The sequence below is a fragment of the Microbacterium sp. SL75 genome (assembly GCF_026625865.1).
Lineage (GTDB): Bacteria > Actinomycetota > Actinomycetes > Actinomycetales > Microbacteriaceae > Microbacterium.
In genome coordinates, this window is the sequence record NZ_CP113067.1 from 376,914 (window position 1) to 403,600 (window position 26,687).

The 26,687-nt window shown below is 71.0% G+C and carries 27 protein-coding genes and 1 tRNA gene; 15 read left to right on the forward strand and 13 right to left on the reverse strand.

Annotation, left to right across the window (positions count from 1 at the left end):
* Window positions 1-63: 63 nt before the first annotated feature.
* Both OVA17_RS01700 and OVA17_RS01705 read right to left on the reverse strand, forming a co-directional pair.
* Window positions 64-1,269, reverse strand: coding sequence for an ROK family transcriptional regulator (locus tag OVA17_RS01700; protein WP_267787755.1), 1,206 nt, complete (start codon window positions 1,267-1,269; stop codon window positions 64-66).
* Window positions 1,270-1,357: 88 nt separating this feature from the next.
* Window positions 1,358-2,290, reverse strand: a complete 933-nt coding sequence (locus OVA17_RS01705; protein WP_267787756.1) for an ROK family protein — start codon at window positions 2,288-2,290, stop codon at window positions 1,358-1,360.
* Between the two features lie 167 nt (window positions 2,291-2,457).
* Here OVA17_RS01705 and OVA17_RS01710 point away from each other — a divergent pair, with 167 nt between their 5' ends.
* From OVA17_RS01710 to OVA17_RS01735, 6 genes are all read left to right on the forward strand, one after another.
* Complete coding sequence (locus OVA17_RS01710; RefSeq protein ID WP_267787757.1) at window positions 2,458-3,510, forward strand: AAA family ATPase; 1,053 nt, start codon at window positions 2,458-2,460, stop codon at window positions 3,508-3,510.
* Window positions 3,507-4,763 carry a DUF58 domain-containing protein gene (locus OVA17_RS01715; RefSeq protein WP_267787758.1) on the forward strand — a complete coding sequence of 419 codons (1,257 nt, stop codon included), beginning with the start codon at window positions 3,507-3,509 and terminating at the stop codon, window positions 4,761-4,763. The genes OVA17_RS01710 and OVA17_RS01715 overlap by 4 nt, the downstream gene beginning before the upstream one ends.
* On the forward strand, window positions 4,750-7,068 hold the full coding sequence (locus OVA17_RS01720; RefSeq protein ID WP_267787759.1) for a transglutaminase TgpA family protein: 2,319 nt from the start codon (window positions 4,750-4,752) through the stop codon (window positions 7,066-7,068). Before OVA17_RS01715 ends, OVA17_RS01720 begins: the two co-directional genes overlap by 14 nt.
* Before the next feature lie 86 nt (window positions 7,069-7,154).
* Window positions 7,155-8,213, forward strand: coding sequence for a helix-turn-helix domain-containing protein (locus OVA17_RS01725; protein ID WP_267787760.1), 1,059 nt, complete (start codon window positions 7,155-7,157; stop codon window positions 8,211-8,213).
* A 71-nt stretch (window positions 8,214-8,284) separates the two neighbouring features.
* Entirely contained in the window at window positions 8,285-8,458 is a 174-nt protein-coding gene (locus OVA17_RS01730) for an antitoxin VbhA family protein (RefSeq protein WP_267787761.1), read from the forward strand.
* A complete protein-coding gene (locus OVA17_RS01735) occupies window positions 8,445-9,116 on the forward strand; it encodes a Fic/DOC family protein (protein WP_267787763.1) in 672 nt (223 codons plus the stop codon). The genes OVA17_RS01730 and OVA17_RS01735 overlap by 14 nt, the downstream gene beginning before the upstream one ends.
* An 80-nt stretch (window positions 9,117-9,196) precedes the next feature.
* Here OVA17_RS01735 and OVA17_RS01740 read toward each other — a convergent pair.
* The 5 genes from OVA17_RS01740 to OVA17_RS01760 form a co-directional block, all read right to left on the reverse strand.
* Window positions 9,197-9,288 (reverse strand) — tRNA-Ser (locus tag OVA17_RS01740).
* A 22-nt stretch (window positions 9,289-9,310) separates the two neighbouring features.
* Window positions 9,311-10,051 carry an MgtC/SapB family protein gene (locus OVA17_RS01745; protein ID WP_210073536.1) on the reverse strand — a complete coding sequence of 247 codons (741 nt, stop codon included), beginning with the start codon at window positions 10,049-10,051 and terminating at the stop codon, window positions 9,311-9,313.
* A gap of 52 nt (window positions 10,052-10,103) precedes the next feature.
* A complete protein-coding gene (locus OVA17_RS01750; RefSeq protein ID WP_267787764.1) occupies window positions 10,104-11,030 on the reverse strand; it encodes an acetamidase/formamidase family protein in 927 nt (308 codons plus the stop codon).
* Entirely contained in the window at window positions 11,027-12,451 is a 1,425-nt protein-coding gene (locus OVA17_RS01755; RefSeq protein ID WP_210073532.1) for an APC family permease, read from the reverse strand. Before OVA17_RS01755 ends, OVA17_RS01750 begins: the two co-directional genes overlap by 4 nt.
* A 37-nt stretch (window positions 12,452-12,488) precedes the next feature.
* The gene (locus OVA17_RS01760; protein WP_267787766.1) at window positions 12,489-13,379 is read right to left on the reverse strand and encodes a proline iminopeptidase-family hydrolase; all 891 of its coding nucleotides are present in this window, start codon (window positions 13,377-13,379) and stop codon (window positions 12,489-12,491) included.
* Window positions 13,380-13,456: 77 nt separating this feature from the next.
* On the opposite strand from OVA17_RS01760, the gene OVA17_RS01765 reads away from it, so the two are divergent.
* The gene (locus tag OVA17_RS01765; protein ID WP_267787768.1) at window positions 13,457-14,200 is read left to right on the forward strand and encodes a FadR/GntR family transcriptional regulator; all 744 of its coding nucleotides are present in this window, start codon (window positions 13,457-13,459) and stop codon (window positions 14,198-14,200) included.
* 83 nt (window positions 14,201-14,283) lie between these two features.
* On the opposite strand, the gene OVA17_RS01770 is transcribed toward OVA17_RS01765, so the two are convergent.
* Window positions 14,284-14,859 (reverse strand): GNAT family N-acetyltransferase, encoded by a 576-nt coding sequence (locus OVA17_RS01770; protein ID WP_267787770.1) that lies wholly within the window; start codon window positions 14,857-14,859, stop codon window positions 14,284-14,286.
* The gene (locus tag OVA17_RS01775) at window positions 14,856-15,227 is read right to left on the reverse strand and encodes a MerR family transcriptional regulator (protein WP_267787772.1); all 372 of its coding nucleotides are present in this window, start codon (window positions 15,225-15,227) and stop codon (window positions 14,856-14,858) included. Before OVA17_RS01775 ends, OVA17_RS01770 begins: the two co-directional genes overlap by 4 nt.
* A 115-nt stretch (window positions 15,228-15,342) precedes the next feature.
* Between OVA17_RS01775 and OVA17_RS01780 the strand changes: the two genes are divergently transcribed.
* Window positions 15,343-16,836, forward strand: a complete 1,494-nt coding sequence (locus OVA17_RS01780) for a SulP family inorganic anion transporter (RefSeq protein ID WP_267787774.1) — start codon at window positions 15,343-15,345, stop codon at window positions 16,834-16,836.
* Window positions 16,837-16,913: 77 nt separating this feature from the next.
* Here OVA17_RS01780 and OVA17_RS01785 read toward each other — a convergent pair whose 3' ends face one another.
* Window positions 16,914-17,849, reverse strand: a complete 936-nt coding sequence (locus OVA17_RS01785) for a helix-turn-helix transcriptional regulator (protein WP_210073521.1) — start codon at window positions 17,847-17,849, stop codon at window positions 16,914-16,916.
* A gap of 416 nt (window positions 17,850-18,265) precedes the next feature.
* Here OVA17_RS01785 and OVA17_RS01790 point away from each other — a divergent pair, with 416 nt between their 5' ends.
* Window positions 18,266-18,607 carry a hypothetical protein gene (locus tag OVA17_RS01790; protein WP_210073519.1) on the forward strand — a complete coding sequence of 114 codons (342 nt, stop codon included), beginning with the start codon at window positions 18,266-18,268 and terminating at the stop codon, window positions 18,605-18,607.
* A gap of 34 nt (window positions 18,608-18,641) precedes the next feature.
* On the opposite strand, the gene OVA17_RS01795 is transcribed toward OVA17_RS01790, so the two are convergent.
* Entirely contained in the window at window positions 18,642-19,094 is a 453-nt protein-coding gene (locus tag OVA17_RS01795) for a MarR family winged helix-turn-helix transcriptional regulator (protein ID WP_267787777.1), read from the reverse strand.
* A gap of 197 nt (window positions 19,095-19,291) precedes the next feature.
* Here OVA17_RS01795 and OVA17_RS01800 point away from each other — a divergent pair, with 197 nt between their 5' ends.
* The 5 genes from OVA17_RS01800 to OVA17_RS01820 all read left to right on the forward strand — a co-directional run bounded on the left by OVA17_RS01800 (window position 19,292) and on the right by OVA17_RS01820 (window position 23,837).
* Window positions 19,292-19,480, forward strand: a complete 189-nt coding sequence (locus OVA17_RS01800) for a hypothetical protein (protein ID WP_210073515.1) — start codon at window positions 19,292-19,294, stop codon at window positions 19,478-19,480.
* A gap of 175 nt (window positions 19,481-19,655) precedes the next feature.
* Window positions 19,656-20,852, forward strand: a complete 1,197-nt coding sequence (locus OVA17_RS01805) for a glycosyltransferase (RefSeq protein ID WP_267787779.1) — start codon at window positions 19,656-19,658, stop codon at window positions 20,850-20,852.
* 78 nt (window positions 20,853-20,930) lie between these two features.
* Window positions 20,931-22,025, forward strand: coding sequence for a type III polyketide synthase (locus OVA17_RS01810; RefSeq protein WP_267787780.1), 1,095 nt, complete (start codon window positions 20,931-20,933; stop codon window positions 22,023-22,025).
* Window positions 22,026-22,063: 38 nt separating this feature from the next.
* A complete protein-coding gene (locus OVA17_RS01815; protein WP_420712434.1) occupies window positions 22,064-22,726 on the forward strand; it encodes a methyltransferase domain-containing protein in 663 nt (220 codons plus the stop codon).
* Complete coding sequence (locus tag OVA17_RS01820) at window positions 22,719-23,837, forward strand: FAD-dependent oxidoreductase (RefSeq protein WP_267787784.1); 1,119 nt, start codon at window positions 22,719-22,721, stop codon at window positions 23,835-23,837. Before OVA17_RS01815 ends, OVA17_RS01820 begins: the two co-directional genes overlap by 8 nt.
* A 78-nt stretch (window positions 23,838-23,915) precedes the next feature.
* On the opposite strand, the gene OVA17_RS01825 is transcribed toward OVA17_RS01820, so the two are convergent.
* Entirely contained in the window at window positions 23,916-24,743 is an 828-nt protein-coding gene (locus OVA17_RS01825) for a UbiA family prenyltransferase (RefSeq protein ID WP_267787786.1), read from the reverse strand.
* An 87-nt stretch (window positions 24,744-24,830) separates the two neighbouring features.
* Window positions 24,831-25,190 (reverse strand): sugar ABC transporter ATPase, encoded by a 360-nt coding sequence (locus OVA17_RS01830; protein WP_267787788.1) that lies wholly within the window; start codon window positions 25,188-25,190, stop codon window positions 24,831-24,833.
* A 258-nt stretch (window positions 25,191-25,448) separates the two neighbouring features.
* On the opposite strand from OVA17_RS01830, the gene OVA17_RS01835 reads away from it, so the two are divergent.
* Entirely contained in the window at window positions 25,449-26,642 is a 1,194-nt protein-coding gene (locus tag OVA17_RS01835) for an NAD(P)/FAD-dependent oxidoreductase (protein ID WP_267787790.1), read from the forward strand.
* Window positions 26,643-26,687: the final 45 nt, after the last annotated feature.

Consider the following 26,687-nt stretch of genomic DNA (forward strand, 5'->3'; position numbering starts at 1 on the left):
CCGAGAGCGCGAGCGCGCGTAACGATCGGGACTCGCCCGGCTATGAGAGACGGTGGGCGCGCCTCAGAGCGCGATCATCATGCGCGCCGGCCGCGCGGAGAAGGCACCGTCGAGCATGAGGCAGGCGGCCCCGACGGCCGCCACATCGGACCCGACACGTGAGCGGCGCACGACGATCTCGCGCGTCGCGGTCGAGGCGGCGTCCACCGCGACGCGCTCGGCGACGATGTCGCCCAGGACTCCCGCGAGACGCTCCCACACCGGACCGCCGAGGACCACCTCGTCGACGTCGATGAGGTTGTTCGTCACCACGAGCGCTCGGGCGATGCGCGCCCCCGCCTGTCGCAGCACGGCGGCCGCGCGCTCCTCGCCCTCGCGGGCGTCTCGCACGAGCCGATCCAGATCGGGACGGGTGTCCCCGGCGCGAGCGGGAGCGTACCCCGCCTCGGCGAGCAGCACGCGCGGCTCGATCGACACCCCCAGGCAGCCGTGTGCCCCGCAGGCGCACCCCGGGCCCTCGGGATCGACGACGACGTGGGCGATACCGCCCGCGTTGCCGGTCCGTCCGCGCACGGGAGCACCCGCGATCGCAAGTCCGACGCCGACGCCGGCACCGTAGTACAGGAACATCGCGTCGCCGAGAGCATCGGAGCGGTCGAACCACATCTCGCCCACCATGGCGGCGGTCACGTCCTTCTCGACGATGACCGGCAGGCCCGTCACGGCTCCCAGGTCTTCGCGCACGTTGACGTTGTGCCACTCGGGCAGCAGGGGCGGGTCGAGCAGGCGCCCCCCACGCGCGTCGAAAGGACCCGGGGCGGCGACTCCGACACCGAGCACGAGCTCGCGCGGGATGCCGGCGCGCTCGACGATCGCGTCGACGGCGGCACCCACGGCATCCACGAGACTCCCGGGGGCGGACACGACGGGGCGGGCGATCTCGTCGTGGACGATGACCTCGCCCGCCATGTCGACGACCACGATCGTGTCGACCACGGGATCCAGGTGCACGCCGACCGCGAATCGCGAGCGCGGCGCGAGCTTGAGCATCGTGCGCGGCTTGCCGGGGCCGGAGATGACCTTGCCCGCCTCGACGATGAGTCCCTCATCGGCCAGGCGACGGGTGACATTGCTCAGCGTCTGCGCGCTGAGACCGGTGCGCGCCGTCAGCTCGACCCGGCTGAGTCCCTCGGGCGAGCGCCGGATGTGGTCCAGCACGAGCGTCTGGTTGTACTCCCCGACGGCGGGCAGGTTGGATCCGGTGCGCATGACCCCCGCCCTCGTTCGCCGGTCCGCGGCGCGGGCCCTCTCGCCCAGATTACGCCCGCTCATCCACGCACTTCTCGGTACGGTGCGCTCAGGACTGCAGCGCCAGTGCGGCCGCGCCCAGCAACGGTCCATCGCCGTCGAGACCCGAACCGACGATGCGGCACCGCCTCGCATAGGCGTGCAGCGACGCGGCCTGGGCTGCGGCGCGCACCTGGTCGACGTAATCGGGGGCGACCTGCGAGAAACCGCCGGCGATGGCCACGGCCTCGAGGTCGCACAGCGTGGCGGCCGCGGCGATGGCCTGGCCGACCGCGGTCGCCGAACGGCTCACGGCGGCGATGGCGGTGGCATCCCCCGCCGCGTGCGAAGCGGCGAGATCCAGACCGGTCTCGCCCTCCCAGCCCTGCGACCTCGCCCACGCGACGGTCCCGGGCCCCGCGGCGACGGCCTCGAGCGTCGCCGCCACGATCTCGCCCTCCTCGAGGGTGCGGACGAAGGTCTGGCCCAAGTGGCCGGCGTTGCCGCTCGCTCCGCTGACGGGACGACCACCGAGGACGAGGCCGCCGCCCACGCCGGTCGACACGACGATGGCCATCGCGTCGTCGCAGCCGACGAGGGCCCCGCGCCAGTGCTCGGCGAGGGCGATGCAGGTGCCGTCGAGCGCGAGATGGATGGGGCCGTCGACCAGCCCGCGCAGCACCTCGTCGACGGGCAGCCCCGCCGCCAGCGGGAGGTTCAGGGGCGACACCGAGCGCGAGGGCAGGTCGACCGGGCCCGCGCTGCCGACGCCGATCGCGGTGACCGTGGCTCCCGGTACGGCGGCGAGCGCGGCTTCGGCGGCCGCGCGGACGTTTCCGGCGATGGCGTCGCGGTCGTTCTCACGGCCGGTGGGGCGTCGGTTCACGCTCGCGCGGACCACCTCGCCGGAGGCCGAGACCAGGGCCGCGTCGACCTTGGTCCCGCCGATGTCGACGGCGAGCACATGGGTGACGGCGGGCAGGGACGGGGTGGTGTGCGACATGCGCGGGCTCCTCGGGTGGACCAACGCTCCCCGATCCTAGGGGCGAGCCCCCTCTCCCCGAGTGACGCCTGTGCACCCGCGGCTTTCCGACCCCCGCCGCCGCGGCCCGGGTTACGATCGGGTCACGGTGGCGAGGACGCGCCCGCCTCCGCGACAAGAGAGATGCCATGGACGAGACCGTCACGCCCGAGGCGACCACGCGGCTGCGCCGCGCAGACGCCCCCACCGGCTCGGCTCGGCCCGGTGTCGACACCCCTCTCGACGCGGCGTCTTTCGCCCGGCTGACCGGGGACATTCTGGCCTCGGTGTCGACCGTCATCGACGGCAAGCCGGACGCCGTGCGCAGCGCCCTCATCGCGCTGCTCGCCGAGGGCCATCTGCTGATCGAAGACGTCCCGGGCGTCGGCAAGACGATGCTCGCGCGGGCACTGGCTGCCACGGTCGACGCGGACGTGCGCCGCATCCAGTTCACTCCCGACCTCCTGCCGGGCGACATCACCGGCGTGTCGGTCTTCAACCCCGTGCAGCGGCAGTTCGAGTTCACCCCGGGCGCGGTGTTCGCGCACATCGTCATCGCCGACGAGATCAACCGCTCCTCCCCCAAGACGCAGTCGTCGCTGCTCGAGGCCATGGAGGAGCGCCAGGTCACGGTCGACGGCCGCACGCACGTGCTCCCCTCGCCGTTCCTGGTCGTCGCGACCCAGAACCCGTTCGAGATGGAGGGCACGTACGTGCTCCCCGAGGCCCAGCGCGACCGTTTCCTGCTGCGGATCTCGATGGGATACCCGGATGCCGCGGCCGAGGCGCTCATGCTCCGCCAGCGCGACGCGGTGAACCCTCTCGACGCCCTGACACCGGTCGTGACCGCGCGTCAGGTGACCGCGCTGATCGCCTGGGCACGTGGCGTGCACGTGGCTCCCGCTCTCGAGGACTACGTCGTCGCCCTCGCGCAAGCCACCCGCAGTCACCCCGACATCCGTCTGGGGGCGAGCCCGCGCGCGACCCTGCAGCTCGTGCGCGCCGCCAAGGTGCGCGCCGCTCTCGACGGGCGCGCGTACGTCATCCCCGATGACATCACCGCTCTGCTGTCACCGGTCTTCGCACACCGCCTGATCGCCAACCGTTCGGCCGCGGGCGGGCGGGCCGGGGCCGCGGTCGTCGCCGACGCGCTCGAGCGCATCGCGACGAGCGTGCGCGTTCCTCTCGCCCCGCGGCCGTGAGCACCGGCGTGAAGCGCCTGTGGCCCTTCACCCTGCGGGGCACGGGGGCCGTCCTCCTCGCCGTCGCCGGGTTCGTGATCGCGCAGCGCGCCGGCATCCCGGAACTGCTGTACTTCGCCACCCTGCTCGTGGCTCTGCTGGCGGTGTCGGCGATCGCGCTGCTGCTGACGCGCGGCACGGGGTCGGTCTCACGTGTGGTGACGCCCGAGACCCCCGAGGTCGGAGGTCCGGCGACCGTCGTGGTGCGGACGACGCTCTCCAGCGCCCTCCCCACCGGTCCCGGACGATGGAGCGACACGCTTCCGGCGGGACTCACCGGCCATGCCCGGGGGACCTCGGCACCCATCGCCTCGACGCTCTCGGGTGCAGCGGGCACGGTCGAGGTGCGCTACGACGTGGTCGGCGCTTCGCGCGGCATCCACTCGATCGGTCCTCTCGAAGTGACGACCACCGATCCCTTCGGCCTGGTGCGCCGTCGCATCGCCCTCGGCCGGGCGACCTCCGTGACGGTGGCCCCGGCGATCGTCGATCTGGCTCCGCTCCCCTCGGCGTCGGGTGAGGCGGGCGGCACGCGCCAGACCGCGGCCCTGCAGCTGGGACAGGGGGCCGACAACCTCGTCGCCCGTCCCTACGCGCCGGGCGATTCGATGCGTCGCATCCACTGGCGGGCCACCGCCCACCGCGACACGCTGATGGTGCGCCAGGAGGAGCAGGAGTCCTCGCCGGCCGCCACCGTGGTGATCGACCGCGCGCTCTCGCGGTGGTCGCCGCTGGCCGCCCACGCTCCCGGCAGCGACCCCGCTTTCGAGACGGCGGTGACCGCGTGCGTCTCGGCCATCGCCCACCTCGTGCACGAGGGGTACACCGTCGACGTCGTCGACAGCGACGGCACTCTTCTCACCGACCCGGTCGAAGGCGGCGACGACGTCGAGGCGCGAGCGGCCGCCGCGGGTTTCGCGAGCCTGAGGGCGCGCGCCGACGACGCGTCCCACCGCGTGGTGCCGGTGACCGTCTCGGCTCTGCTGGGTCCCGTCGTCGTCATCACGGGGAACCTGCAGCCCGAGGACCACGCGGCCCTCGGGGCGGTCGGCACGCACTCGGCCCTTCCCGTACTGATCGTGGTGGCCGAGCACGCGCAGCTCGATGCCGTGCGGACCGCCGGCTGGCGCGCGGCGCACCTGCGCCCGGGGGCGGACGTGGCCCTCGCCTGGGACGACGCGATGGAACAGGGGTACGCCCGTGTCGGTCGCTGATCTCACCGTGCTGCGCACTCCCCGCCGTCGCCGCGACGCGACCCTGCTGACCATCGGTCTGTGCGCCGCGATCGCCGCCGCGATGCTGCCGGTCTTCTCGGTCATCGCCCCGGGCGCCTGGGTCGCGGGGGCCGTTCTCGTCGCCGGAGGCTCACTCGGCGCGGGACTGATCGTCCGTCTGTCGCGGCTGCCCGCCCTGGTGGCGAGCATCGCGGAGGTGGTCGTGTGGATCGTGCTGCTCACGGCGATCTTCGGCCGCTCCACGGCCCTGTTCGGTGTCATCCCCACCCCCTCGACCTTCACCTCGGTACCCGGGCTCGTCGCCCAGGCCTCGGCGGAGATCCGCGACGGCGTCGCCCCCGTCCCGCCGGATGAGGGCTTGGCGTTCCTCTTGATCGCCGCGATCGGCGCGCTCGCCATCGTCCTCGACCACGTCGTCCTGACCGCCCGGATGCCGTTGCTCGCCGGAGTGGGCCTGGTCGCTGTCTCGCTCATCCCGACGATCGCGATCCCCTCCGACGTCGATGTCGCGAGCTTCGTGCTGCTGGCGGCTGCTCTGCTCTTCCTGCTGCGGGTCGACACACGGGCACGTGCCGCGGCGTCCGCACGCCGCGACGATCGCGCTCGCCCCGCGCAGGGCCGCCGTCTCTTCGGGGTATCGGCCACCGCCCTGGGGGTCGCGGCCGTGGCTGTGATCGTCGCCGTGGTCGCGACCCCCCTGCTCCCGCAGCCGGGCCTGCGGTTCGCCAGCGGCGGCACGGGCGGCCTGGGTACGACGATCAACCCCAACCTCGAGCTCGGCAACGATCTGCGGCAACCGCGCGACGTCGAGGTGCTGAAGGTGCGCACGACGGGTCCGACGGCGCCGTACCTGCGCGCGGTCACCCTGTCGCGCTTCGACGGTGCCGTCTGGCAGCCCGACAGCTTCGACACCGTCCCGCTGCCCTCGGACGGCGCGGTGTTCGACCGCGTGGGCGTCGACGGCGACGTCGCCCTGGCCGATTGGACGACCACGCTCACCGTCGACCAGCTCGACAGCCCCTGGCTGCCGGTGCCGTACCCGGCCTCGACGGTGACGGGCCTGAACGGCGACTGGCTGGGCATGCCGCAGAACCGCACGGTGGTGACCCGCGCCGGATCCACACGCGAGCAGGTCTACGAGGTGCAGGCGAGCGTCCCCCGCCCGACCCTCGAGCAGATCCGTTCCAAGACCGTCGGCGGAACGGACCTCGACCCCGCGCTGACCGCGCTCCCCGCCGACGTGCCCGCCGTCATCGGCGACACCGCCCGTGAGGTCACCGCGAACGCGCAGACGCCCTACGACAAGCTCGTGACCCTGCAGAACTGGTTCCGCGGCAGCCAGTTCCGCTACTCGCTCGACGCCCCCGTCGATTCCGGGTTCGACGGAGCGGGCCTCGACGCCGTGGCGCAGTTCCTGCAGGTGCGCGCCGGGTACTGCGTGCACTACGCCTCGGCCTTCGCCGTCATGGCCCGCACCCTCGGCATCCCGGCGCGCATCGTCATCGGCTATCTTCCGGGCACCGCCTCGAGCATCCCTCAGCAGGGCGGCACCGAGTACTCCGTCAGCTCCAGCCAGCTGCACTCCTGGCCCGAGGTGTACTTCGAGGGCATCGGGTGGATCCCGTTCGAGCCGACGAACAGCCTCGGCGTGCCCACGAACTTCGCCTCGGGCTCCACCGGGAACAACACGACCACCCCCGACACCCCGAGCCAGGATGCCGAGACCCCGGCCGATCAGCCCTCGTCGGCGCCGTCGGAGGCCGCCGAGAACGACCCCGGGGCGCAGAGCACCGGCGGCGGTTCGGTGACCGCGCGTCAGAGCACGGCGTGGGTCGCCCCGGTCCTCGGGATCCTCGTGCTGCTGGTGCTCGCCGGGATCCCGGCCGTCGCCCGGATCGTGCGGCGTCGCCGACGCCTCGCCGCCGCGCGCGCGGGCGACCCGGTGGCCGCGTGGACGGCGATGCTCGAGGAGGCGGTGGATCTCGGCATCCCGGTCTCGTCTGCGCTGTCTCCGCGCGCCTTCGCGGTACTGCTCGTCGAGGAGCATGGCGCACCGTCCGACGACGTCGGTCTTCTCCGCGAGGCCGTCGAACGGGTGAGCTACGCGGGCGACAGCCTTGACCCCGCTCGGGGACCCGGTCTCGTCGCCGCCGTCACGGGCGTGCGTGCGGCTCTCGATGAGAGAACTGCACCGCTGCGCCGGTTCCTCGCGCGGGCGTACCCTCGCTCGCTCGTCGTTCGGCCCGGCGCCGAAGCGATCCAGCGAGAGACCACCGCCGTCTGACGAGTCACTGCCGGCCGCACACGCCTAGACCGCGGACACGGACATCCTCGATCGCCGGTATAGGCACGCCGCGCGAGAATTGCAGTATGCGCCAATTCACGTTCCCGAACGGAGTAACGGTCGGTTGCTATGCGGACATAGACGTGCACCTTGACGCCATCGCGACACTCCGTGTTGGAGCGGTGCTCGAGTCGGTCGCGCCCTACCTCTCCGGCGAAGCAGCGCTGATTGTGTTCTCAGAATCCGCGGAAGAAGCCCTCGGCCTCCCACCAGACCCGCTTCGCAGACGAATGAGAGATCGCACGGCGGGAGGTGAAGCCATGTGGTTTGACACCGCGCCCAACCGCGTCTCGCTATCCATAGAATTTCCGCCGATGGATGACGCCGACGAAGTCGAATCGATGATGAGGCGAAGCGCGAGCTCGTGGCGAAGCCTCCATTTCGAGTCGGCCACCTTCCGTTCTCACTCGGAAGGCGACGAAATTGAGGTGACGTTCACCCCAGACGTTGGCGTCGAGATGCGCGAGCTCGCACGTGATTGCATGCGGGTCATCGCGAGCGTCCGCGGAACGATGCTGTCTGTCGACTCTCCACACGGCGCGATGCAGTCCCTCCTTTCCCACGCGTGGGAGTCATTCCGGGGAGTACCAGAATCATCATGGCTAGAGGCAAAGGCAAAGCTGTGGGGTGTGGACAGCGCAGCCGGTCAATTCGAACTTGCCCTCGATGTCGCCAGCTTCGCCAACTCACCGGCGGGCGGCGTCATTGTCGTCGGGTTCACGACAACGCGGGACGAGTTTGATCGTGATGTGATCACTAACGTGGACGGCATTCGGAACATCGATGCGGCAGTCCCTCGCGTCGAAGAGATCATCAATCGATACATCACACCTCACCCTCGGGATCTGAGGGTCGAAGTGATTGAGCGCGGCGATCATCGCGTTCTCGTTGTCTATATCCCCCCACAGCCCGACGAGCACCTCCCCCATTTAGTCCTTGGCGGCACTCTTGCTACCGGGAAGTATTTCGGAGGCGGGTTCAGCTGGGTTGAGAGACGGGGCACATCGAAACGCTCGGTCTCGCTCGCCGAAGTTCAGCAGCTGCTCCGAACGAACCGCGCGCCTGGTGCGACCCCACCGAATTGATCACGAGGTCTGGGGTCCAGTCGAGAGTCAGCCGTCGCTCGTAGACTGTGACGAACGGGACGGGAGTCGAGATGGAGACCACCGCAGTGCGGGCGAAGAGCGTCGAGGCGGCGATCCACAGCGCCGAGATCGAGGGACTGAGTATCAGCAAGGCGACCCTCACCGACGCCGATGCGTATGTTGCCGGGAAGATCGACTCGACTGAGCTTGTCGACCGGGTGCGCAGCAGGTATGGCCTCTCCTGAAGTCGTCGATCCGTATCTGATACCGGGAACCAACGTCCTGAGGAACCTCCTCGGGCTCACCTCCGCAGCTGATCTCAGCGCCGCCGAGGCAGACCTCTCCTTCGTGAGAGCACTGCAGCTGCTGGATGAACCGGTTCCGGCGACAAACGATCTGCGCGAGCTGCAACGGATCCACCTTCACCTCTTCCAGGACATCTACGACTGGGCTGGGCAGGTGAGGACGATCGACGTACGGAAGAATGTTCCTGGCGCCGAGTTCTTCCTCCCCGTCGGCTACATTGAGCACGCCGCCAGCATCTGCTTCGCGGCACTCGCCGAGGACAATCATCTCTCCGGGCTACGCCGCGACGAGTTCGTCGAGCATATTGCCCATCACTACGAGAAAATCAACTACATCCACCCCTTCAGAGAGGGCAACGGACGAGTGCAGCGCATCTACTGGAATCGCGTCGCACTAGCCGCGGGGTGGCAACTCGACTGGCGCCCCGTCCACGGTGACGAGAACCATCTCGCGGCGCGCGCCGGGTCCGATCAGCAAGATCTCGGACCCCTCGTTCGCATGTTCGACAAAGTCGTCACGTTGCCGGACGACGAGACGCGCGCGGACTGGTCAGCCGACGAGATCCAACGCTTGGCGATACGCCCCGACCTGACCTGAGATCTCTGGGTAAACCATGTCTTATGAGGGACCCGCATCATGCGAGATGAGCCCCACCCCTTAGGGTGAGGCTCATCTCGTGGCGGAAGTGACAGGATTTGAACCTGCGAGGCGAGTTACCCCGCCTACATGGATTCCAGCCATGCTCCTTAGGCCGCTCGGACACACTTCCAAGGGACGATCTTACACGTCGCTCAGCCCCGCCCGAATCGGCGCCGGGTTCGGACGGTGATCGGGCTGTCCTCCGCCCTCCACGACATCGCGCGCACACCGGTGTCGCGCGAAAGCCGGGTGGTCACGGCATCCAGGAACTCGGGCGCGTCTCCCTCGATGAGCAGTTCGGCGTCGAGGATCACGCCCGCCGGCTCCTCGTCGACGCCGTCGTCTTCGTGGCTCGACATCGCGAGCACGAGGACATCGGGTGACTCCAGCGTGTCGGAGAGCAGCTCGCGCACTTCTTGCTCGCGCTCCTCGAGCGCGCGCACCGTGAGGACGAATGCCCCGATCGTCTCGGCGTTGGCGTCGGGGGCGCGGTCGACGAGGCGACCGAGCGGGCGGAGGAGGACGTGCACGAGGAGCACCAGCGCCGTCATCGTCAGCGCCGGCACCACCAGCCCGCCCGCGGCCAGGCACCCGACGGCCGCCGAGCACCACAGGGTCGCAGCGGTGTTGAGTCCCTGCACGGACAGGCCCTGCCGGAGGATCACACCACCGCCGAGAAAACCGACTCCCGAGACGACGTAGGCGGCGATCTGCAGCGAGCCCTGGCCCACCCCCAGCTCGCTGCCGAAGAGGACGAAAGCGGCAGCTCCCATGGCCACGAGCGCCTGCGTGCGAAGGCCCGCCGTGCGGGAGCGATACTGCCGCTCCAAACCGATGAGCACGCCGCACCCCGCTGCCAGCAGCAGGCGCAGCACGAAGTCGAGATCAGCCATGCGAAACACCCCTCGCGGCGGGGTCGGAAGCGTCGGTCATCGGCGCAGTATGTCAGAGCACGCTTTTCGGCAACCTGTGCAGCGTCACCGCCCCCACCGCCCGGAACGGGTGCAGCGGGTCGGGCGCCTCGGAGCCGGTCGGGCCGCCCAGCTCGCTGTGCACGAGCGCGCTCATGACCGCGTAGGCATCCATGCGGTCCCATCCCCGCGCGTCGACGAGCTCGTCGAAGACGTCTTCGTACCCGCGCCGGATGCTCTCCTGGACCGGGTCTCCGAGGCCGACGAAGATCCACTCCTCGTCGGTCTCGACCCGGGGCGCCCGCAGAGCGGCATCCGCGATGAGATCGATCGAGACCACGGCGACGCCCGCCGCCTCGATGGCGACGAACGACGACTCGCCGCGGGCCATCACGGCGTGGATGTCACCGATCGACAGGAGCGCGCCCTCGACCTCGACGGGCAGGTAGACCGTGGCCCCCGGAGCGACGTCGGTGAGATCCATGTTGCCGCCGAGAGCGGTCGTGGGCATCACGGTGGAGTTGCGCCCCGACGCGGGAGCCGTTCCGATGCACCCGATCATGGGTCGCGCGGGAACCACGTGCCGGTCGGTGAGATGCACGCCCTCGGCGTCGATCGGGATGCGACGGCTGATGACGCGCTCGGGCATGCGGTGCTGCAGCGCGCCCGCGCCGGGGAGGCTCTGCGACCAGCCGTAGTCGCCGAGGCGGATCTCGTGCACGTGCACGGCGAGGGCATCGCCCGGCTTGGCGCCCTCGACGTACACGGGCCCGGTCACCGGGTTGATCGGCGCCCGCAGCGCACCGAGATCGCCGTGGTCGTGGAGCTCGGCGTAGACCGCGTCGTCGGTCTCGAAGGCGATCGTCTCACCGGTCCCGGGCCGTAGGCGCAGCACCGGAGGCACCGATGCGTCGTAGCCGGGACGACCGTGATCCTTGCCGAGCCAGTGGTCGACGGTCATCGAGGGGCGACCTCTCCCCCGCCTTCACCGGCGGTGGACGTGGCGTGCTCGGGCAGAGGACCGGCGGCTCCCCCGTGCTTGCGGGCGAAGATCAGGTACACGATCCCCCCGACGACGAGCCACAGGATGCCGCCGACCTTGGCGGTCATGTCGGCGTTGAGCAGCACGTAACCGATGATGAGGAAGCCGACCAGCGGCACGACGAGGTGCAGCAGATAGTTCTTCGACTTCTTCTTGCCGAGGTAGTACGCCGCCACCGACACGTGCAGCAGCATGAAGCCGAGCAGGGCGCCGAAGTTCACCAGCGACGAGATCACGGCGATCTGGCCGACGAAGAACAGCACGAGCACCAGCGAGATGGCGCTGACCATCAGGATGGCGGCCATCGGAACCTGGCGAGAGGTCACCTTCGACAGGAAGGCGGGGAGGCGCCGGTCACGGCTCATCGAGTACAGCAGGCGCGAGGTCGCGGCCTGCGCCGCCACCGCGTTGGCAATACCCACCGCGATGACGTTGACCGCGAGGAACGCCGTGGCCCACCCGCTGCCGGCGGCCTTGGCCACCAGCAGGAAGAACGCGTTGTTGACCTCGTCGTCGCCGAACTCGATGGTGCCGGCGGCCAGGGCGCTCGCGAACCACGTCTGCGCGATGAAGAGCACCGCGACCACGAGCAGGGCGATGATCATCGCGCGTCCGCCGGACTTCCGGTCCCCCGTGGACTCCTCGGCCATCGTCGAGATGCCGTCGAAGCCGAGGAAGCTCAGCACCGCGATCGAGAGGGCGGTGGCGATGAGGGCGGGGTTGACCTTCTCGGCGTCCCAGAGCGGCGCCATCGTGAACTCGGCGCCCGGGATCGTGCCGGACGAGAGCGCGATCATCGCGATGACGACGAAGATCACCACGAAGGCGAGCTGGATGGCGAGCATGACGCGGTTCGCGATCTTGATGGAGCCGATGCCGAGGACGTTGATCACCGTGTTGACGACGACGAAGACCACGGCCCAGATCCACTGCGGGACATCGGGGAAGATCCCCGCCATCGACGACGCCGCGAAGACGTAGAGCAGGGTCGGCACGAGCAGGTAGTCGAGCAGGATCGCCCACCCGGCGAAGAAGCCCACGGTGGGGTGCAGACCCCGACCGACGTACGAGAACACCGAGCCCGCGATCGGGAACGCCTTCGACATCTGCGCGTAGGCGAGGGCGGTGAAGATCATCGCGATGACCCCGGTGAGGTAGACCAGCGGCACCATGCCGCTCGCGGCGTTGAACACGACGCCGAAGATCGCCCACGGCGCGATGGGCACCATGAAGACGAGACCGTAGACCACGAGGTCGAGGGTGGACATGGAGCGCTTGAGCTCCTGCTTGTAGCCGAAGGACTCCAGCGACTGCTGGGCCTCGGGGGCGTGATGCGACATCGGGTCTCCTGGTTCGGGTGGGGGTCGGGGTGCGTCGTCAGGGAAGGGGTGCGAGGAAGTCGGCGATGACCGCGCGGAAGGCCTCGGGCATCTCGAGGTGGGTGCAGTGGCTCGCCCCGGCGAAGACGTGCGACCGGGCGCCGGGGATGCGCTCGACGAAGGGCTCCCAGGTCTCGGGCGTGGCCTCGTCGAACTCGCCGGCGACCACGAGCGTGGGCACGGCGACCCGGGGCAGACGGTCGATGATCGTCCAGTCGCGACCGGTGCCGACGACGTGGAACTCGTTCGGGCCGTTCATCGTGAAGTAGACGGTCGGGTCGGCGAGCATCTGCTGCTCGCTGTCGACGAAGTCCTGCGGCATGGGGGTCACTCGGCAGACGTGCCGCTCGTAGAACACGCGGGTGGCCTCCGCGTACTCCGGGTCGTCGAGGGTACCCGCGGCTTCGTGGCGGTCGAGCGCCTCGCGGGCTCGTGCGGGGAGCTCGGCACGGAGGCGGGCCGCCCCCGCGAGCCAGAGGGCCATGGATGCCGGGGAGTTGCAGATCTCCAGGCTCCGCAGCCCCGCGGGCTGGCGGACGGCGATCTCGGCTCCGAGCATGCCGCCCCAGGACTGCCCGAGCACGTGGTACTCGTCGAAGCCGAGCGCGCGCTGCAGGTTGTGGAACTCGTCGACGAACAGCTGCGGCACCCACTGGGAGGCCGGGGCGTCGGGGTGGTGCGAACTCTTGCCGCAGCCGATCTGGTCGTAGTGCACGACGGTGCGCCCGGTCAGATCGGCGAGCGCGTCGAGGTTCGAGACGTAGTCGTGCGCCATCCCCGGCCCGCCGTGGAGGACGAAGAGGGGGGCCTTCCCGGAGGGCTCGGCCGGTTCGGTGAGTCTGGCCCAGGTGAAGCCGTCGTGGAAGGGAACGGTGATCTCGCGCTGCATGGAGTCATCGTGGACCCTTAAAGGTGCGTTGGCAAACCTTTTCTCCGGATTTAACATGGGAGAAACGACGGGAGCCCATGGCCGACACCGACGACGCCTCCCTGGTGGAGCGCGTGACCGAGCGATTGATCACCGCCGTCGCGGTGGGCGAGTTCCTCCCGGGTACCCGCCTGCCCGCCGAGCGCGACCTCTCGCCCCTCCTGGGCGTCGGCCGGACGACGGTGCGCGCGGCCCTCGACGACCTGTCCACGAGGGGTCTGATCGAACGGCGTCGGGGGCGCGGGGGCGGCACGTTCGTCACCGAGGAGTGGCCCGCCTCCATCGTCGTCGGCGTCGACCGCTGGTTCGAGGAGCGCTGGAGCGACCTGGTCGACGCGTGCACCGCGAGCTCGATGCTGCACTCCTCGCTCGCGCGCCTCGCCGCCGAGCGGCGCAGCGACGCCGACATCGCCGTCATGCGTGAGCGCCTCGCCGAGTTCCACTCCGCCGAGTCGGGCGGCCCCAAGCAGCGCGCCGACAGCCTGCTGCACCTCGCGATCATCGAGGCGGCGCACAACACCGCGCTGCGCGACATCCTGCTCGAGCACGAGCGACATCTGTCACTGTCGGCACCAGCGCACCCGTGGGGCGATCGCGGCAGTCATCGCCGCATGGAGACGCGCGCGGCGCGAGAGCACGACGCGATCGTCGATGCGATCGTTCAGGCCTTGCCCGAACAGGCCGCCGAGCTGGCCCGCCGGCACGTGCAGATCGACCTCGAGTTGTTCACCGAGGCGCGGGAGTTCGCGCGCCGCCGGGCAGCCGAGGCTGCGGCCGGCTGAGCATCCCGCTCACCTCGCCCGCGGAGAACGTTCCGCTCGCGCGTGGGCATCCTCCGCCGCGCGAGCCTGCTCACGTGGGCGGGTCAGCCGCCCAGACGCCCCTCGAGACCCGCGCGCACGGCCGGCCACTCCTCGCGGAGGATCGAGAAGTACAGCGTGTCCGACACACTGCCGTCGGGTGCGATGCGGTGCCGCCGGAGCCGCCCCTCTCGCGTCGCGCCGAGTCGCTCGATCGCGCGCGCACTGCGCTCGTTCCGCGCGTCGCAGCGCAGCGCCACTCGATTCACCTGCCACTGGTCGAAGGCGTGGGCGAGCAGCAGCAGCTTCGCGGCGGGGTTCGTGCGCCCACCCTGGAAGGCGCGGCCGTACCAGGTCGTCCCGATCTCGACCCGCCCCTGCGGCGGCACGTACTCGTAGAACGTCGTCGCACCGCGAACCTCTCGCGTCTCGGCGTCGCGCACGGTGAAGGCGTACAGCCCCGGCGTCGCGACCTGCTGCTCGACCCGAGCGGCGTAGGCCTCGACCGAATCCGCCCACGGGGTCGTCATGCGAGCCCAGAGCTCCGCGTCGGTCAGCGGCCACGCCTGCGCCGCGTCCGCCGGCTCCGCCGGGGTCAGACGGATGCCGTGACCCTCGAGCGTGATGTCGTGAGCGGTCATCGCGCCTCCAGCTGGCTGACGAACTCGTCGGCGGCGGCGAGCTGGCGCCGCAGGTCTTCGCGACGGCGATGCGCCTCGTCGCGAATGTCGGCGAGACGGGCCACCAGAGCGGAATCGTCCGGGGCCTCGGTGAGTCCGTCGACCACGGCGAGCAGCTCCCCCATCTGCTCGAGGGAGTATCCGAGCGGCTTCATCCGGCGGATGAGAAGCAACCGCGACTCGTCGTCGGCCGTGTAGAGCCGGAACCCGCCCTCGCTGCGCGCCGAGGGGCGGAGCAGCCCGATCTCGTCGTAGTGGCGAAGGGTGCGGATCGACAGCCCCGTCCGCTCGGCGAGTTCGCCGATCTGCATCGGCCGCACGTCGGTCATGCCATCCCCGATCCCGCAACCCTCTCGTTACGGTAGAGTTCGATAGGTCGCGATCGCGACCCCCCTATTCTTCCCCGCGTTGAAGCGGACCCCTCCCCCACCCCGGAGCATCACCATGACCTCTGCCCCCGCGCGCCCGCGCACCGAGCCCACCGTCCTGCAGGCCCTGCGTTCGCCTCGCCTGCTGACCCGCGAGGTGCTGGCCGGCCTCGTCGTCGCCATCGCCCTCATCCCCGAGGCGATCGCCTTCTCGATCATCGCCGGGGTCGACCCGCGCCTCGGGCTCTTCTCATCGTTCGTGATGGCCGTGGCGATCGCCTTCCTCGGCGGCCGCCCCGCCATGATCACCGCCGCCACCGGCGCGATCGCCCTGGTCATCGCCCCCGTGGCCCGCGAGCACGGGGCCGACTACCTGCTCGCGACGGTGATCCTGGGCGGCATCCTGCAGGTCATCCTCGGCATTCTCGGGGTCGCCAAGCTCATGCGATTCATTCCCCGCAGCGTCATGGTGGGCTTCGTCAACGCCCTCGCGATCCTGATCTTCGTCGCCCAGGTGCCGCAGCTGATCGGCGTGCCCTGGGCGGTCTACCCGATCGCGGCGGCGGGGCTGGCGATCATGTATCTGCTGCCGCGCGTGACCAAGGTCGTCCCGGCGCCGCTGGTCGCGATCGTCCTGCTCACCGCAGCCGCGGTCGTCTTCGGCATCTCGGTGCCCACCGTGGGCGACCAGGGCGCCCTGCCCGAGAGCCTGCCCGCCCTGCTTGTTCCGAACGTGCCGCTCACCGGCGAGACGCTCGCGATCATCCTGCCCTTCGCCGTCGCCATGGCGATCGTCGGCCTTCTCGAATCGCTCATGACCGCGGCCCTCGTCGACGACATCACCGACACCCCCTCGTCGAAGACGCGCGAGTCCCTCGGCCAGGGGGCGGCGAACCTGCTGTCGGGGCTGTTCGGCGGAATGGGCGGCTGCGCCATGATCGGCCAGACGATGATCAACGTGAAGGCCTCGGGAGCGCGCACCCGCATCTCGACCTTCCTGGCCGGCGTCTTCCTGCTCGTGCTCGTGCTGGCCTTCGGCGACGTGGTCGCCGTCGTTCCGATGGCGGTGCTCGTGGCCGTGATGATCGTCGTATCGATCGCCACCTTCGACTGGTACAGCATCCGCCCCTCCACCCTTCGCCGGATGCCGCTGAGCGAGACGATCGTGATGGTGCTCACGGTCGCCGTGACGGTGTGGACGCACAATCTCGCGATCGGCGTGGGTGTGGGCGTGATCGCCGCCGCGGTGCTCTTCGCACGACGGGTCGCGAGCGTCACCGCGGTGACGCGGTCCGTGGAGGGCGACACCGCTCGCTACACCGTGGAGGGCGAGCTGTTCTTCGCCTCGAGCAACGACCTGACCACGAAGTTCGCGTACCACGACGACCCTCGGCGGGTCGTCATCGACCTTTCGCGCTCGCACGTCTGGGACGCGTCCACGGTTGCAGCTCTCGACGCGGTGCAGACGAAGTACGCGCACCTCGGCACGACGGTCGAGATCGAGGGCATGAACGACACCGCCGCCCGGCTGCACGCGCGCCTGAGCGGAGGGCTCGGCGCGGGACACTGACCCCGCGCTCGCCTCGAAGGGGGCGGCCGGGGCCACGAGCCCGCCGGTGGATCCCGCTCGACGCGAGCCCGCCGCCCTCAGGACCGCAGCGTCATCGACGGCGTCTCGCCGAACTCCCCGCGATACATCGCGGCGAAGCGCCCGAGGTTCGAGAACCCCCACCGTGCCGCGATCGCCGCGACCGTCTCGACCGACGGGTCGGCGCTGCGCAACTCGGCGCGTGCGGCGTCCAGACGCACGCGGCGCAGGTACTGCATCGGGGTTCGTCCGGTGGCCGCGCGGAACGCGTACTGCAGGCCGCGCGGCGACAGACGAGCCGCCTGCGCGATATCGGCCAGCACCACGGGCTCTGCCGCGTGCGCCTCGACGTACGCCTTGGCCCGGCGCACCGGGGCGGGCAGCGGCCGCGAGGGGCGGCCGGCCGCGAGGGCCTCGGTGAAGGTCGTCGGGAAGGCGAGGAGCGAGGCCTCCAGCAAAAGGGTGCGGGCCTGCTGCTCGATGATCGGGGTTCGTTCGGGTGAGCGCAGCAGCACGTCGCGGGCGTACTCCCACGTGCGCGACCAGTAGCGCAGGCGCTGCTCGCTCACCGGCGCGTACCCTGTCGGCCGGACGCGCAGGGTGTCGTCGCCCGACAGCCGCCGCGCGGCTTCGTCGAAGTCGGAGCGGGCGAACGAGACGGCGGTACCGGCGATGCGCCCGGTGAAGGCGATCTCGAGAGGGCGGTCGACGACCATGAACGGCACCGCCGTGTCGATGCGCTCGCGACGGTAGGTACCCGATACCCGGGGACCGGCGATACGACCGACCACGACCTGATCGCGCGGATCGGACTCGACGATCATCGTCGAACCGATCGTGTAATCGCAGAAAGCGAAACCGGGCTCGGAGGCCGCATGCCAGGCGAGAGCCGGCTGGATCACCTCGGCGCGCGAGATGCGCGCTCCGGGAACGACGGTCTGCCACAGGTGCTCCACCGTCTCGGCGTCGCGGGTTTCGATGTTCGTATGCTCCACGCCTTTTTCCTAAATAGTCCGAGGATGTGCGGCAAGACCATTGCGCTCAGTGGCGGGGGCCACTATGGGAACGCTCTCACACGCTCAGCCGAAGAGACCGCGGCGTCGTGGATGCCCCCCATCCGCATTCCACGCTATCGCTCATAGAAATTGCGATGCGCATTTCGGCGGATTCGGACCGCGTACGTCAATCGGCATCCGGAATGCGAAAGATGAACTCCGTGCAGATTGACCCGACGTACGTCGACCGGCCATCATCCCCGAGCAGCAACTCGCTGCATCCTGACCGCTCTCCGTTCCCCGGCGCGGTGGTCGGCAGGCGCCTCGAGGCGGAGCTCGTGACCCCGCCCGGGGCGCCTGGTGCGGCCCATAATGGGACGGGGGCTACCCGGCGTCCGCCAGGGAAGGGAGCTCTCATGCCATTTCGCACGACCACCACGCTGCAAACCTGGGTCGACGATTTCCGAGCGCTCGGCTACGACGACGCAGACATGCTGCGCGTCATTCCCCAGGACCTCGACGACGGCGCCGATGCGGGACTCATCGCCGCCCGGCTGAAGAGCGTTTCGACGACGTTCTTCATCGCCCCCGGCCCCGAGCTGCACTCCACCGAATGGGCCGTGACGTTCGAGCCCCGCGAAGACGCCGCTCCCCTGCCGGCCGGTCGCGTCATGGCGCTGTCGGGTGAATTGGCGACGTTGTCGGCGTTGTGTTCTTTCCTCCAGGCACGATCCGAGGCTTTTCTCGCGAACGTCTGAGGCCGCCGGGCGCGACGGGTCGAGTCGAAGAAGCTCAGCTCACGGCTTGCGCGGTGATGCGGTCGAGGACTTCGGCGAGCCGTTTCGCATCGACGGGATCCACGTCGGCGATCGCCGCTTCGACGGCGGTGTCGAAGGCGCGAAGCTGTGACCACGGCGCAGTGTCGAGGTCGATGATCACCGTGATGTGGTTCACCCGACGATCTTGTTCGTCGAGGTCGCGCCGCACGGCACCGCGCTGCACGAGGCGGTCGATGAGCGTGGTGACGCCGGCCGAGGTGATGCCGAGGTGGTCACGCACGTGCGAGGGCCGAGCCCCGGGATTCTCGGCGACGAACAGCAGGGCGCGAGCGTCGAGCTCGTTCAAGGACAGCTCACGACGCGCTTCCGCGGCGGCGACCCGGCGGGCTTCGCCGTAGGCGAGGAGGGCGCGGCCGACCTCCGACCCCGGCGCGGGGCGAGACGAAGTTTCGGGGGACGAGTGCACGACCCATGATCGTACCCACTCCGGCCCAGTGTCCAGTCCGCTTGCACGGAGCGGCGCAGGATGCTCCACCGGCCGCTCGACACGCGGCGGACCGGGTGATGGGTACGTCGAGACTCCTGTCAAGCCGGTCTCACGCCCCTCCCCCCGGGTCTATGACGTACACAGCGCCGTCGGGAGACGGGAGCAAGGAGAACACCATGATCCACGGACAGCAGAGCGGACGACAGACGGGCTCGGTGTGGAGCATCGCCATGACGGCCGCGATGGGCAACGGCATCGGGCCGCGCTCGATCGAGGAATCACCCGCGCCGCGCACGGCGAGGCGGTGGCCCTGGTCGCGCACGGGCTCGGCCGGTGAGGCGATGGCGGACGCACTCCGCGCCTGATTCCACCGCCCCTTCACCCGGCGCGTCGGCTTCTTCCCCCGGAGGTCGGCGCGTCGGCTCGTGTCCGGGCGTTCACACGATGGTCTCCACGGTGTAACCCGCCGCACCTGGTCGAGGCTCCAGCATGGGACGACCGCACCCGCGGTAGTGGATCCCGGCTTGGAAAGCGACCTCGATGACTCGACCCGTGCGTGTGCTCTCGCTCTACGAAGGCTTCTTCGCCGGAGGCGCGCGAATCCTCCATTCCGATGTCGTCGAGGGGCTCGCGGCCGACGGGACGCAGGAGCACCGTGTGCTGTCGCTGACGTCCGCCGCACGGCGGGACGCGTCCCTGCAGTTCGCGCACGACGACACCCGGTTTCGTCGTCTGCAGGAGCGCGGGGTCCGCATCGACACGTTCGACCGCGTCGCCGGTGACCGCCCCCCGGGCCCCGACGAGTACACGAGGGACGAGCTCACGCACGCCGCGCGCCTGTTCGCGGAGGCCGACGTCATCCTCTCGCTGAAAGAGCAGCCGCTCAGCCTGGTCGTCGCCCTCGAGCGCGCGGGCATGCTGCCCGACCGCGCGATCGCCGCCTGCCTGCACCGCTCCGACCCCACCCACTCCGGCCCCGCCCTCGGCTGGCTCGTCGAGTCGGCTTCCTGCGGGGCAGTCACGGCGACGATCTCCTGCGCGGAGTCGACCTCCCGCGCCTACGCGCGCGCCGGCGTCTCGGCCGGTGAGGCCTGGGTCATCGACAACGGCATCGACACCCGCCGCTTCCGCCCCGGCACGCGCGCCGAGCGGCGACGGATCCGCGCGGGGCTCGGCATCCCGGACTCCGCCCCCGTGGTGCTGCTGGCCGCGCGCTTCGATGCGATGAAGGACCCCGGACTGTTCCTCCGGGCCGTCGCGGCGCACGCGCGCACGGCGCCCGGGACGCAGTACGTCGTGTGCGGATCGGGCATGACCCGCGCCAACCCGGCCTTCGTCTCGCTCCTCGCCGACAGCGGCGTCGACGACGGCGTGCCCCTGCACGCCCTGGGCCTTCGCGAGGACATGCCCGAGCTGTACCGCATCGCCGACGTCGTCGCTTTGACGAGCGCCTTCGGTGAGGCCTCTCCCCTCTGCCTCGTCGAGGGAGCGGCATCCGGAGCTGTTCCGGTGACCACCGACGTCGGAGACGCCGCGCGCCTCGTCGAGGGGTTCGGCCTGGTGACGGCGCGCGACGTCGACGCGATCGTCCAGGCCTGGGGAGACGCCCTCGCCCTCGGCCCGGCGCTGCGCGCAGCCGCCCTCGCGGCCCGGGCCCGCATGGACCGGGGCCGCATGATCGCCGACTACCGAGCGACGGTCGAGAACCTGCTCGTGTCGCGCATGCTGGCGGCCTGAGCCCGGCGCACCATAGACGGCGTGCCGACACGGCGCCATCCCCGACGAAGGGCGGCGGCGCCGTGTCTACAGTGAGGCATGACCGCCCGTATCCTCTCGATCGGCACGGCCCTGCCCGACACTCGTGTCGACCAGTCGACCCTGCGTGACCTGTTCGCCGCACAGCCCGGTTTCGACCGCAAGGCCCAGCGGCTCGTGGGGGCCGCCTTCGATGCCGCGGCCATCGACACCCGGCACGTGGTCCTTCCCCAACTCGCGGGCGGGCAGGGCGACGCACTCGAGGTCCGCGACGGCGACACACTCCTCATGCCCCCGACCGGCGCGCGCAACGACGAGTATCGTCGCACCGCTCCACCGCTGTTCGCCGAGGCCTCTCGCGCCGCCATCGCAGGTTCGGGACGGACCGCGGATGCCATCTCCCACGTCGTGACCGTCTCGTGCACCGGCATGTTCGCACCCGGCCCCGACTACCACCTGGTGCGCGATCTCGGGCTCTCTCCCACGGTCGAGCGCTACCACCTCGGCTTCATCGGGTGCGCGGCGGCCATCCCTGCCCTGCGGCTGGCCGCCCGCATCGTCGGCGACGATCCCGCCGCGGTCGTGCTCGTCGCGTGCACCGAGCTGTGTTCCCTGCATTGGCAGACCTCGTCCCACCCCGACCAGATCGTCGCAGCCTCGGTGTTCGCCGACGGAGCGGGAGCGGCGGTCGTGGCATCCGCAGATTCCGACCACGAGGGCCTCGACCTCGAGGGCTTCGCCACGCACCTCATAGACCAGGGCGAGAAAGACATGGCCTGGACGGTGGGCGACTCCGGGTTCGAGATGACCCTCACCCCCGAGGTGCCCCGCATCATCGGTCGCGAGATCTCCGCGATCGCCGCGAATGTGATCGGCGACCTCGACGACATCGACGCGTGGGCGGTGCACCCCGGAGGGCGGAGCATCCTCGACCGCGTCGAGAGTGCGCTCTCCCTCGATGCTGCGGCCCTCGCCCCCTCGCGAGAGGTGCTGCGCCAGCACGGAAACATGTCGAGCGCCACGCTGCTGTTCATCCTCCGCGACCTGCTCGCCGACGCCTCCCGCGGCGACGGAGACCGCGTGGCCGCCCTCGCCTTCGGCCCCGGCCTCACGGTGGAGGCGGCGCGTCTGACGCTGCGCCGTCCGGCCACGTGACCGGCTTGGCGCGGCGCGACACCGCGCTGACCGAGCTCATGGACGACCCCGACTGCGACCCGCAGGCGCTGGCTGCGACCTACCGTCGCTTCGATCTCGTGAACCGCATGGTCTCGGCCTGGGGGCACGTCTACCGATCCCGCGTCCGGCCCGAGCTGCGCGCCCTCGGCCGCCCCGCGCGCGTGCTCGACCTGGGGTGCGGCGGAGGGGACGTCCTGGTGAGGTTGGCGGGTCTGGCCGCGCGTGACGGCTTCGAGCTCGAGTGCGTGGGCGCCGACCCCGACCCGCGCGCGATCGCCGCCGCCCGCGATCGCGCGCGGCCGGGGGTGCGGTTCGTCGCACAGGACTCGCGGGCCCTGCTCGCGGCCGGGGAGAGGTTCGACATCGTCGTGTCGAACCACGTTCTGCACCACCTGGACGCTGCGGCACTCCGAGGCTTCACCGACGACTCCCTCGCCCTGTCGAGGGGCAGCGTCCTGCACGCCGACATCGCACGCGGACGACTGGCCTACGGACTGTACGCGGTCGGTATCGCACCGCTGTCGGCGGGCACGTTCCTTCGCGTCGACGGCCTCCGCTCGATCCGTCGCAGCTACCGGGCTCCCGAGCTCGCCGCGGCGCTCGGAGGACCGTGGCGCGTGGAGACACCCGCGCCCTTCCGCGTCCTCGCCGTCGCCCGCGGGCAGGCCTCCCGTGCGTGAGGTCCTCGTCGTCGGAGCGGGCCCCGTCGGTCTCGCCCTCGCCGCGGACCTCCGCGTCCGCGGCGTCGACGTCGATGTCGTCGAGCGGCGGACGGCGATCGGCGGCGGCACCCGCGCCATCGGCGTCCATTCCCCCGTCCTGGCCCACCTCGAGGCTTCGGGCGCGACCGACGAGCTTCTCTCGCGCGCCGTCCGCATCGAGCGCGGCGAGGCGCGCGCCGACGGCACGGTGCTGGCCGAGATCCGCTTCGACCGGATCCGCGCCCGTCACCCGTACGTCGCCGCCCTCCCGCAGGTCGACACCACCGAGATCCTCACCCGGCTCGCCCCTCCCGTCCGACGCGGGATCACCGTCACGGCGGTCTCCGACGACGGCTCGTCGGTGCGTGTGCAGACGACCGGGCAGCGCGGCGACGAAGAGGTCCGGGCCCGGGTGGTCGTGGTCGCGTCCGGCTGGGCGGGCCGCGAGCTCGTCTACCGCCCCGGCGCCGTCCGCACGCACGAGTACCCCGACCGCTACGCGATGGCGGACGTCGTCGCCCCGGGCGGGCCCGTCGCCCGCGTGCACCTCGAACGCGCCGGCGTGCTCGAGTCCTTCCCCCTCCCGAGCGGTCGGCGCCGCCTCGTGGCCTGGGCCGGAACGGAGGACATCCCGGATGCCGCGGCCTTCCTGCGCCGCGCCGTCGCCGAGCGCGCCGGTCTCGATGTCGACATCCCGCAAGCGACGATGTTCCGCGTCCGCCGCGCCGTGGCCCCCGCGCTGCGGCGCGGACGGGTGTTCGTCGTCGGTGACGCAGCCCACGAGGTCAGCCCCATCGGGGGCCAGGGGATGAACCTCGGGCTGCTGGACGCGCTGACCCTCTCGCCCCTGCTGTCGCAATGGCTGCGGACGGGATCAGCGGACGACCTGGCTCGGTGGGAACGCGACCGTCTCGCCTCGGCCCGGCACGCCGCCCGACTCGCGACGCTGAACACCTTCCTCGGGCGGGCACGGGGGCCCGCAGCCCACGCGGCGAAGACCGCGACGCTGCGCACGGTCCTGCGGGGACCGGGCGGCGCCGCCTTCGCGCACGCCTACGCGATGCGATTCGATCGGGCCGCGACCGCCTAGCTCAGCACGTCGTGCGGCCGCCGCCGTGGGGTCGGTACGGCCCCGTGTCGGAAGAGCACGCCCGCACGGACGAGATCGTCACGAGACGACGAGCTGAGCCGCCAGCAACAGCGCCGCCAGCATCGTCAGCTGGAACACCGCCCGCCCGGGCGATCTCACGTACACGAGCACGACGACGCCGACGGCGACCGCCGTGACCGCGGCGAAGAAGACCACGCCGGTGACCGTGGCATCCGTTCCGACCAAGACGGCGACCGCTCCGGCCACGATCCCCAGCGCCGCGATCGCCACGGACGCCCGGGCACCCAGACGGTGCGGCAGGCCCCGTACTCCCGTGCGCCTGTCGTCGTCGAGGTCCCGCACGACGTTCGTGAGGTGGACGGCCGCTCCCAGGGCCGCCCCCGCGAGAGACGCCCACCACGCGGCGAGCGCGGGCGGCGAGAGCGACAGCGTCGCGAACGAGGGGAACAGCCCGAAGCTCAGCACGAACGGCACGATCGAGAACGGCGTCGATTTGAGGCCCGCGTTGTACGCCCAGGCGGAGGCGAGCGCCAGGGCGTGGGCGGCTACCAGAGCCGGTCCGAGCGGGAGCGACAGCGCGACGGCGAGGACCGCGGATGCCACGGCCACCGCGAGCGCGCGCTCCGGGGTGATCGCTCCCCCGGCGATGGGCTTGTCGGTCCGACCGACAGCCGCGTCGCGCGCGCCGTCGATCGCGTCGTTCGAGAGCCCGACCGAGACCTGACCGGCGAAGACGGCGACGACCAGCACGGCCAGGCGCCACGGCTCGACGCCCGCCGCGATGCCGAGGGCGAGCGAGAGGAGGGTGACCACGAGGGTCGGGCCCGGGTGGGTGGCGCCCCAGAACGCGCGCACGAGGGGCGGCCCTGCCGCGGCATCCGTCACCCTCCGACGCTACCGCGCTCACGACCCGACGCCCCCGCAGCACGATGCCCCGGACGCCGCGAACGGGCCCGGGGCATCGAAGGCGTGTCAGAGGTCTTCGGGGGCGAGGTCGCCCTGGCCCTCTTCGCCGAGCTCGACGACGCCGGGATCCTCCCCCTGCGAGTCGGTGCCGGTCGAGTCGGGGTGAATGTCCTCGAGCGGGATATCGCTGTCGTCGGCCGGGATCTCGGCCGGGTCGGCGCCCGTCGCGGTGGCGGGGTTGATGTCGGCGGGGTCCGCACCCTCGTCGAGCGCGGTCGTCGCGTCCCACTCCGCCTGGGCGGGGTCGAGCGCGGGGTCGGGCTCGATGGAGGTGTCGCCGTCGCGGAGGGGCTGCACGCCCGCGATGCCCGCGTCGGCGGCCGGGGTCGTGGCGTCGGGGGTCGGGTCGATCGAAGCGTCGCTCATGGGGGTCCTTTCGTGGGGCGCACGTCACCGCCGACATCGGCGGTCCCCTCATCCAACGGGGCTCCTCGCCTCGAGCCCCGCCCCTTGACACGCACGCCCCCGCCTTCGTACGGCCACCGGGGACGGAGTCCCTCGTCGGCGCCGCGACCACCGGGGTCGAACCGCGCGCCCGACGAGTCGACCGCGCACGCGGCGGTGTCAAGGCGCTGGCCGGGGGACGCGCGAGGCCGCACCGTGAGGGAGACGAGAGGATCCCCCATGACCGAATCCCCGCGCATCGTCGTGATCGGCGGCGGAAACGCCGGCCTGTCCGTCGCCGGGCGCCTGCACCGCGCACGCCTCGGCGACATCACCGTGATCGAACCGCGCACGACCCACGTCTTCGCCCCCCTCCAGTCGCACATCGCGGGTGGCGCCGCTCGGGCGTCCGAGGCCGCTCGGACGCAGGCCGAGGTGATCCCTCCGGGTGTGCGGTGGCTGCGCGACGAAGCCTTCACGGTGGATGCCGATGCCCGACGCGTGCATCTCGTCTCGGGCGGGCGCATCGATTACGACCAGCTCGTGGTCTGCGCCGGAATGCGCATGGCGTGGGAGCAGATCCCCGGTCTCCCCGAGGCGATGGCCGCCCCCACCGGCATCTCGAACTACGACTTCGAACTCGCCGCGAAGGCGTCACCCGTGCTGCGCGACCTCCGCTCGGGCACGGTGGTCTTCACCCAGCCGCCGGAGCCCGCCTCGTGCGGAGCCGCGGCCCAGAAGCCGATGTACCTCGCGTGCGACTGGTGGCGGGCGATCGGGGTGCGCGAGGACCTCCGCGTCGTGTTCGTGTGCCCGGACCCCGTGCCCTTCGGCATTCCCGCCATCGACGCCGAACTGCGCCGCAAGCTCGACGAGTACGGCATCGAGGTGCATTACAGCCGGGACGTCCGACGGGTGGATGCCAACTCCCGCACGCTCGTGATCGGTCGCGGCGACGCCGAGGAGACGTTGGCCTACGACGTGCTGCACGCCGTCCCCCCGCAGCGGGCGCCGGAGTGGATCGCCGGCAGCGGGCTCTCGGCATCCGATGATCCGTACGGCTTCGTCGACGTCGATCCCGAGACCTTCCAGCACACCCGCCACCCGGAGATCTGGGCCGTGGGAGATGCCGCCACCGTCGCGACGCGACGGTCGGGAGGGGCGATTCGTCCGCAAGCGAAAGCGCTGGTGAAGAACATGAAGGCCGCGCTGGCCGGGCGGACGCCGTCCGCGAAGTACAACGGCTACAGCGTCGTTCCGTTCACCGTCTCGCGCGGCACGGTCGTGTTCGCCGAGTTCGACCGGATGGGCCGGCTGCAGCCGACGGTGCCGTTCTGGCGCTCGCTGTATCGCGAGCGCCGCATGTCGTGGATGGCCGACCGCCGGATCCTGCCGTGGGTGTACTGGCACCTGATCTTGCGCGGACGGGGATGATGCGGGCGCGCGCCCTCCCCGTCGGGATCCGCGAGCCGCAAGAGC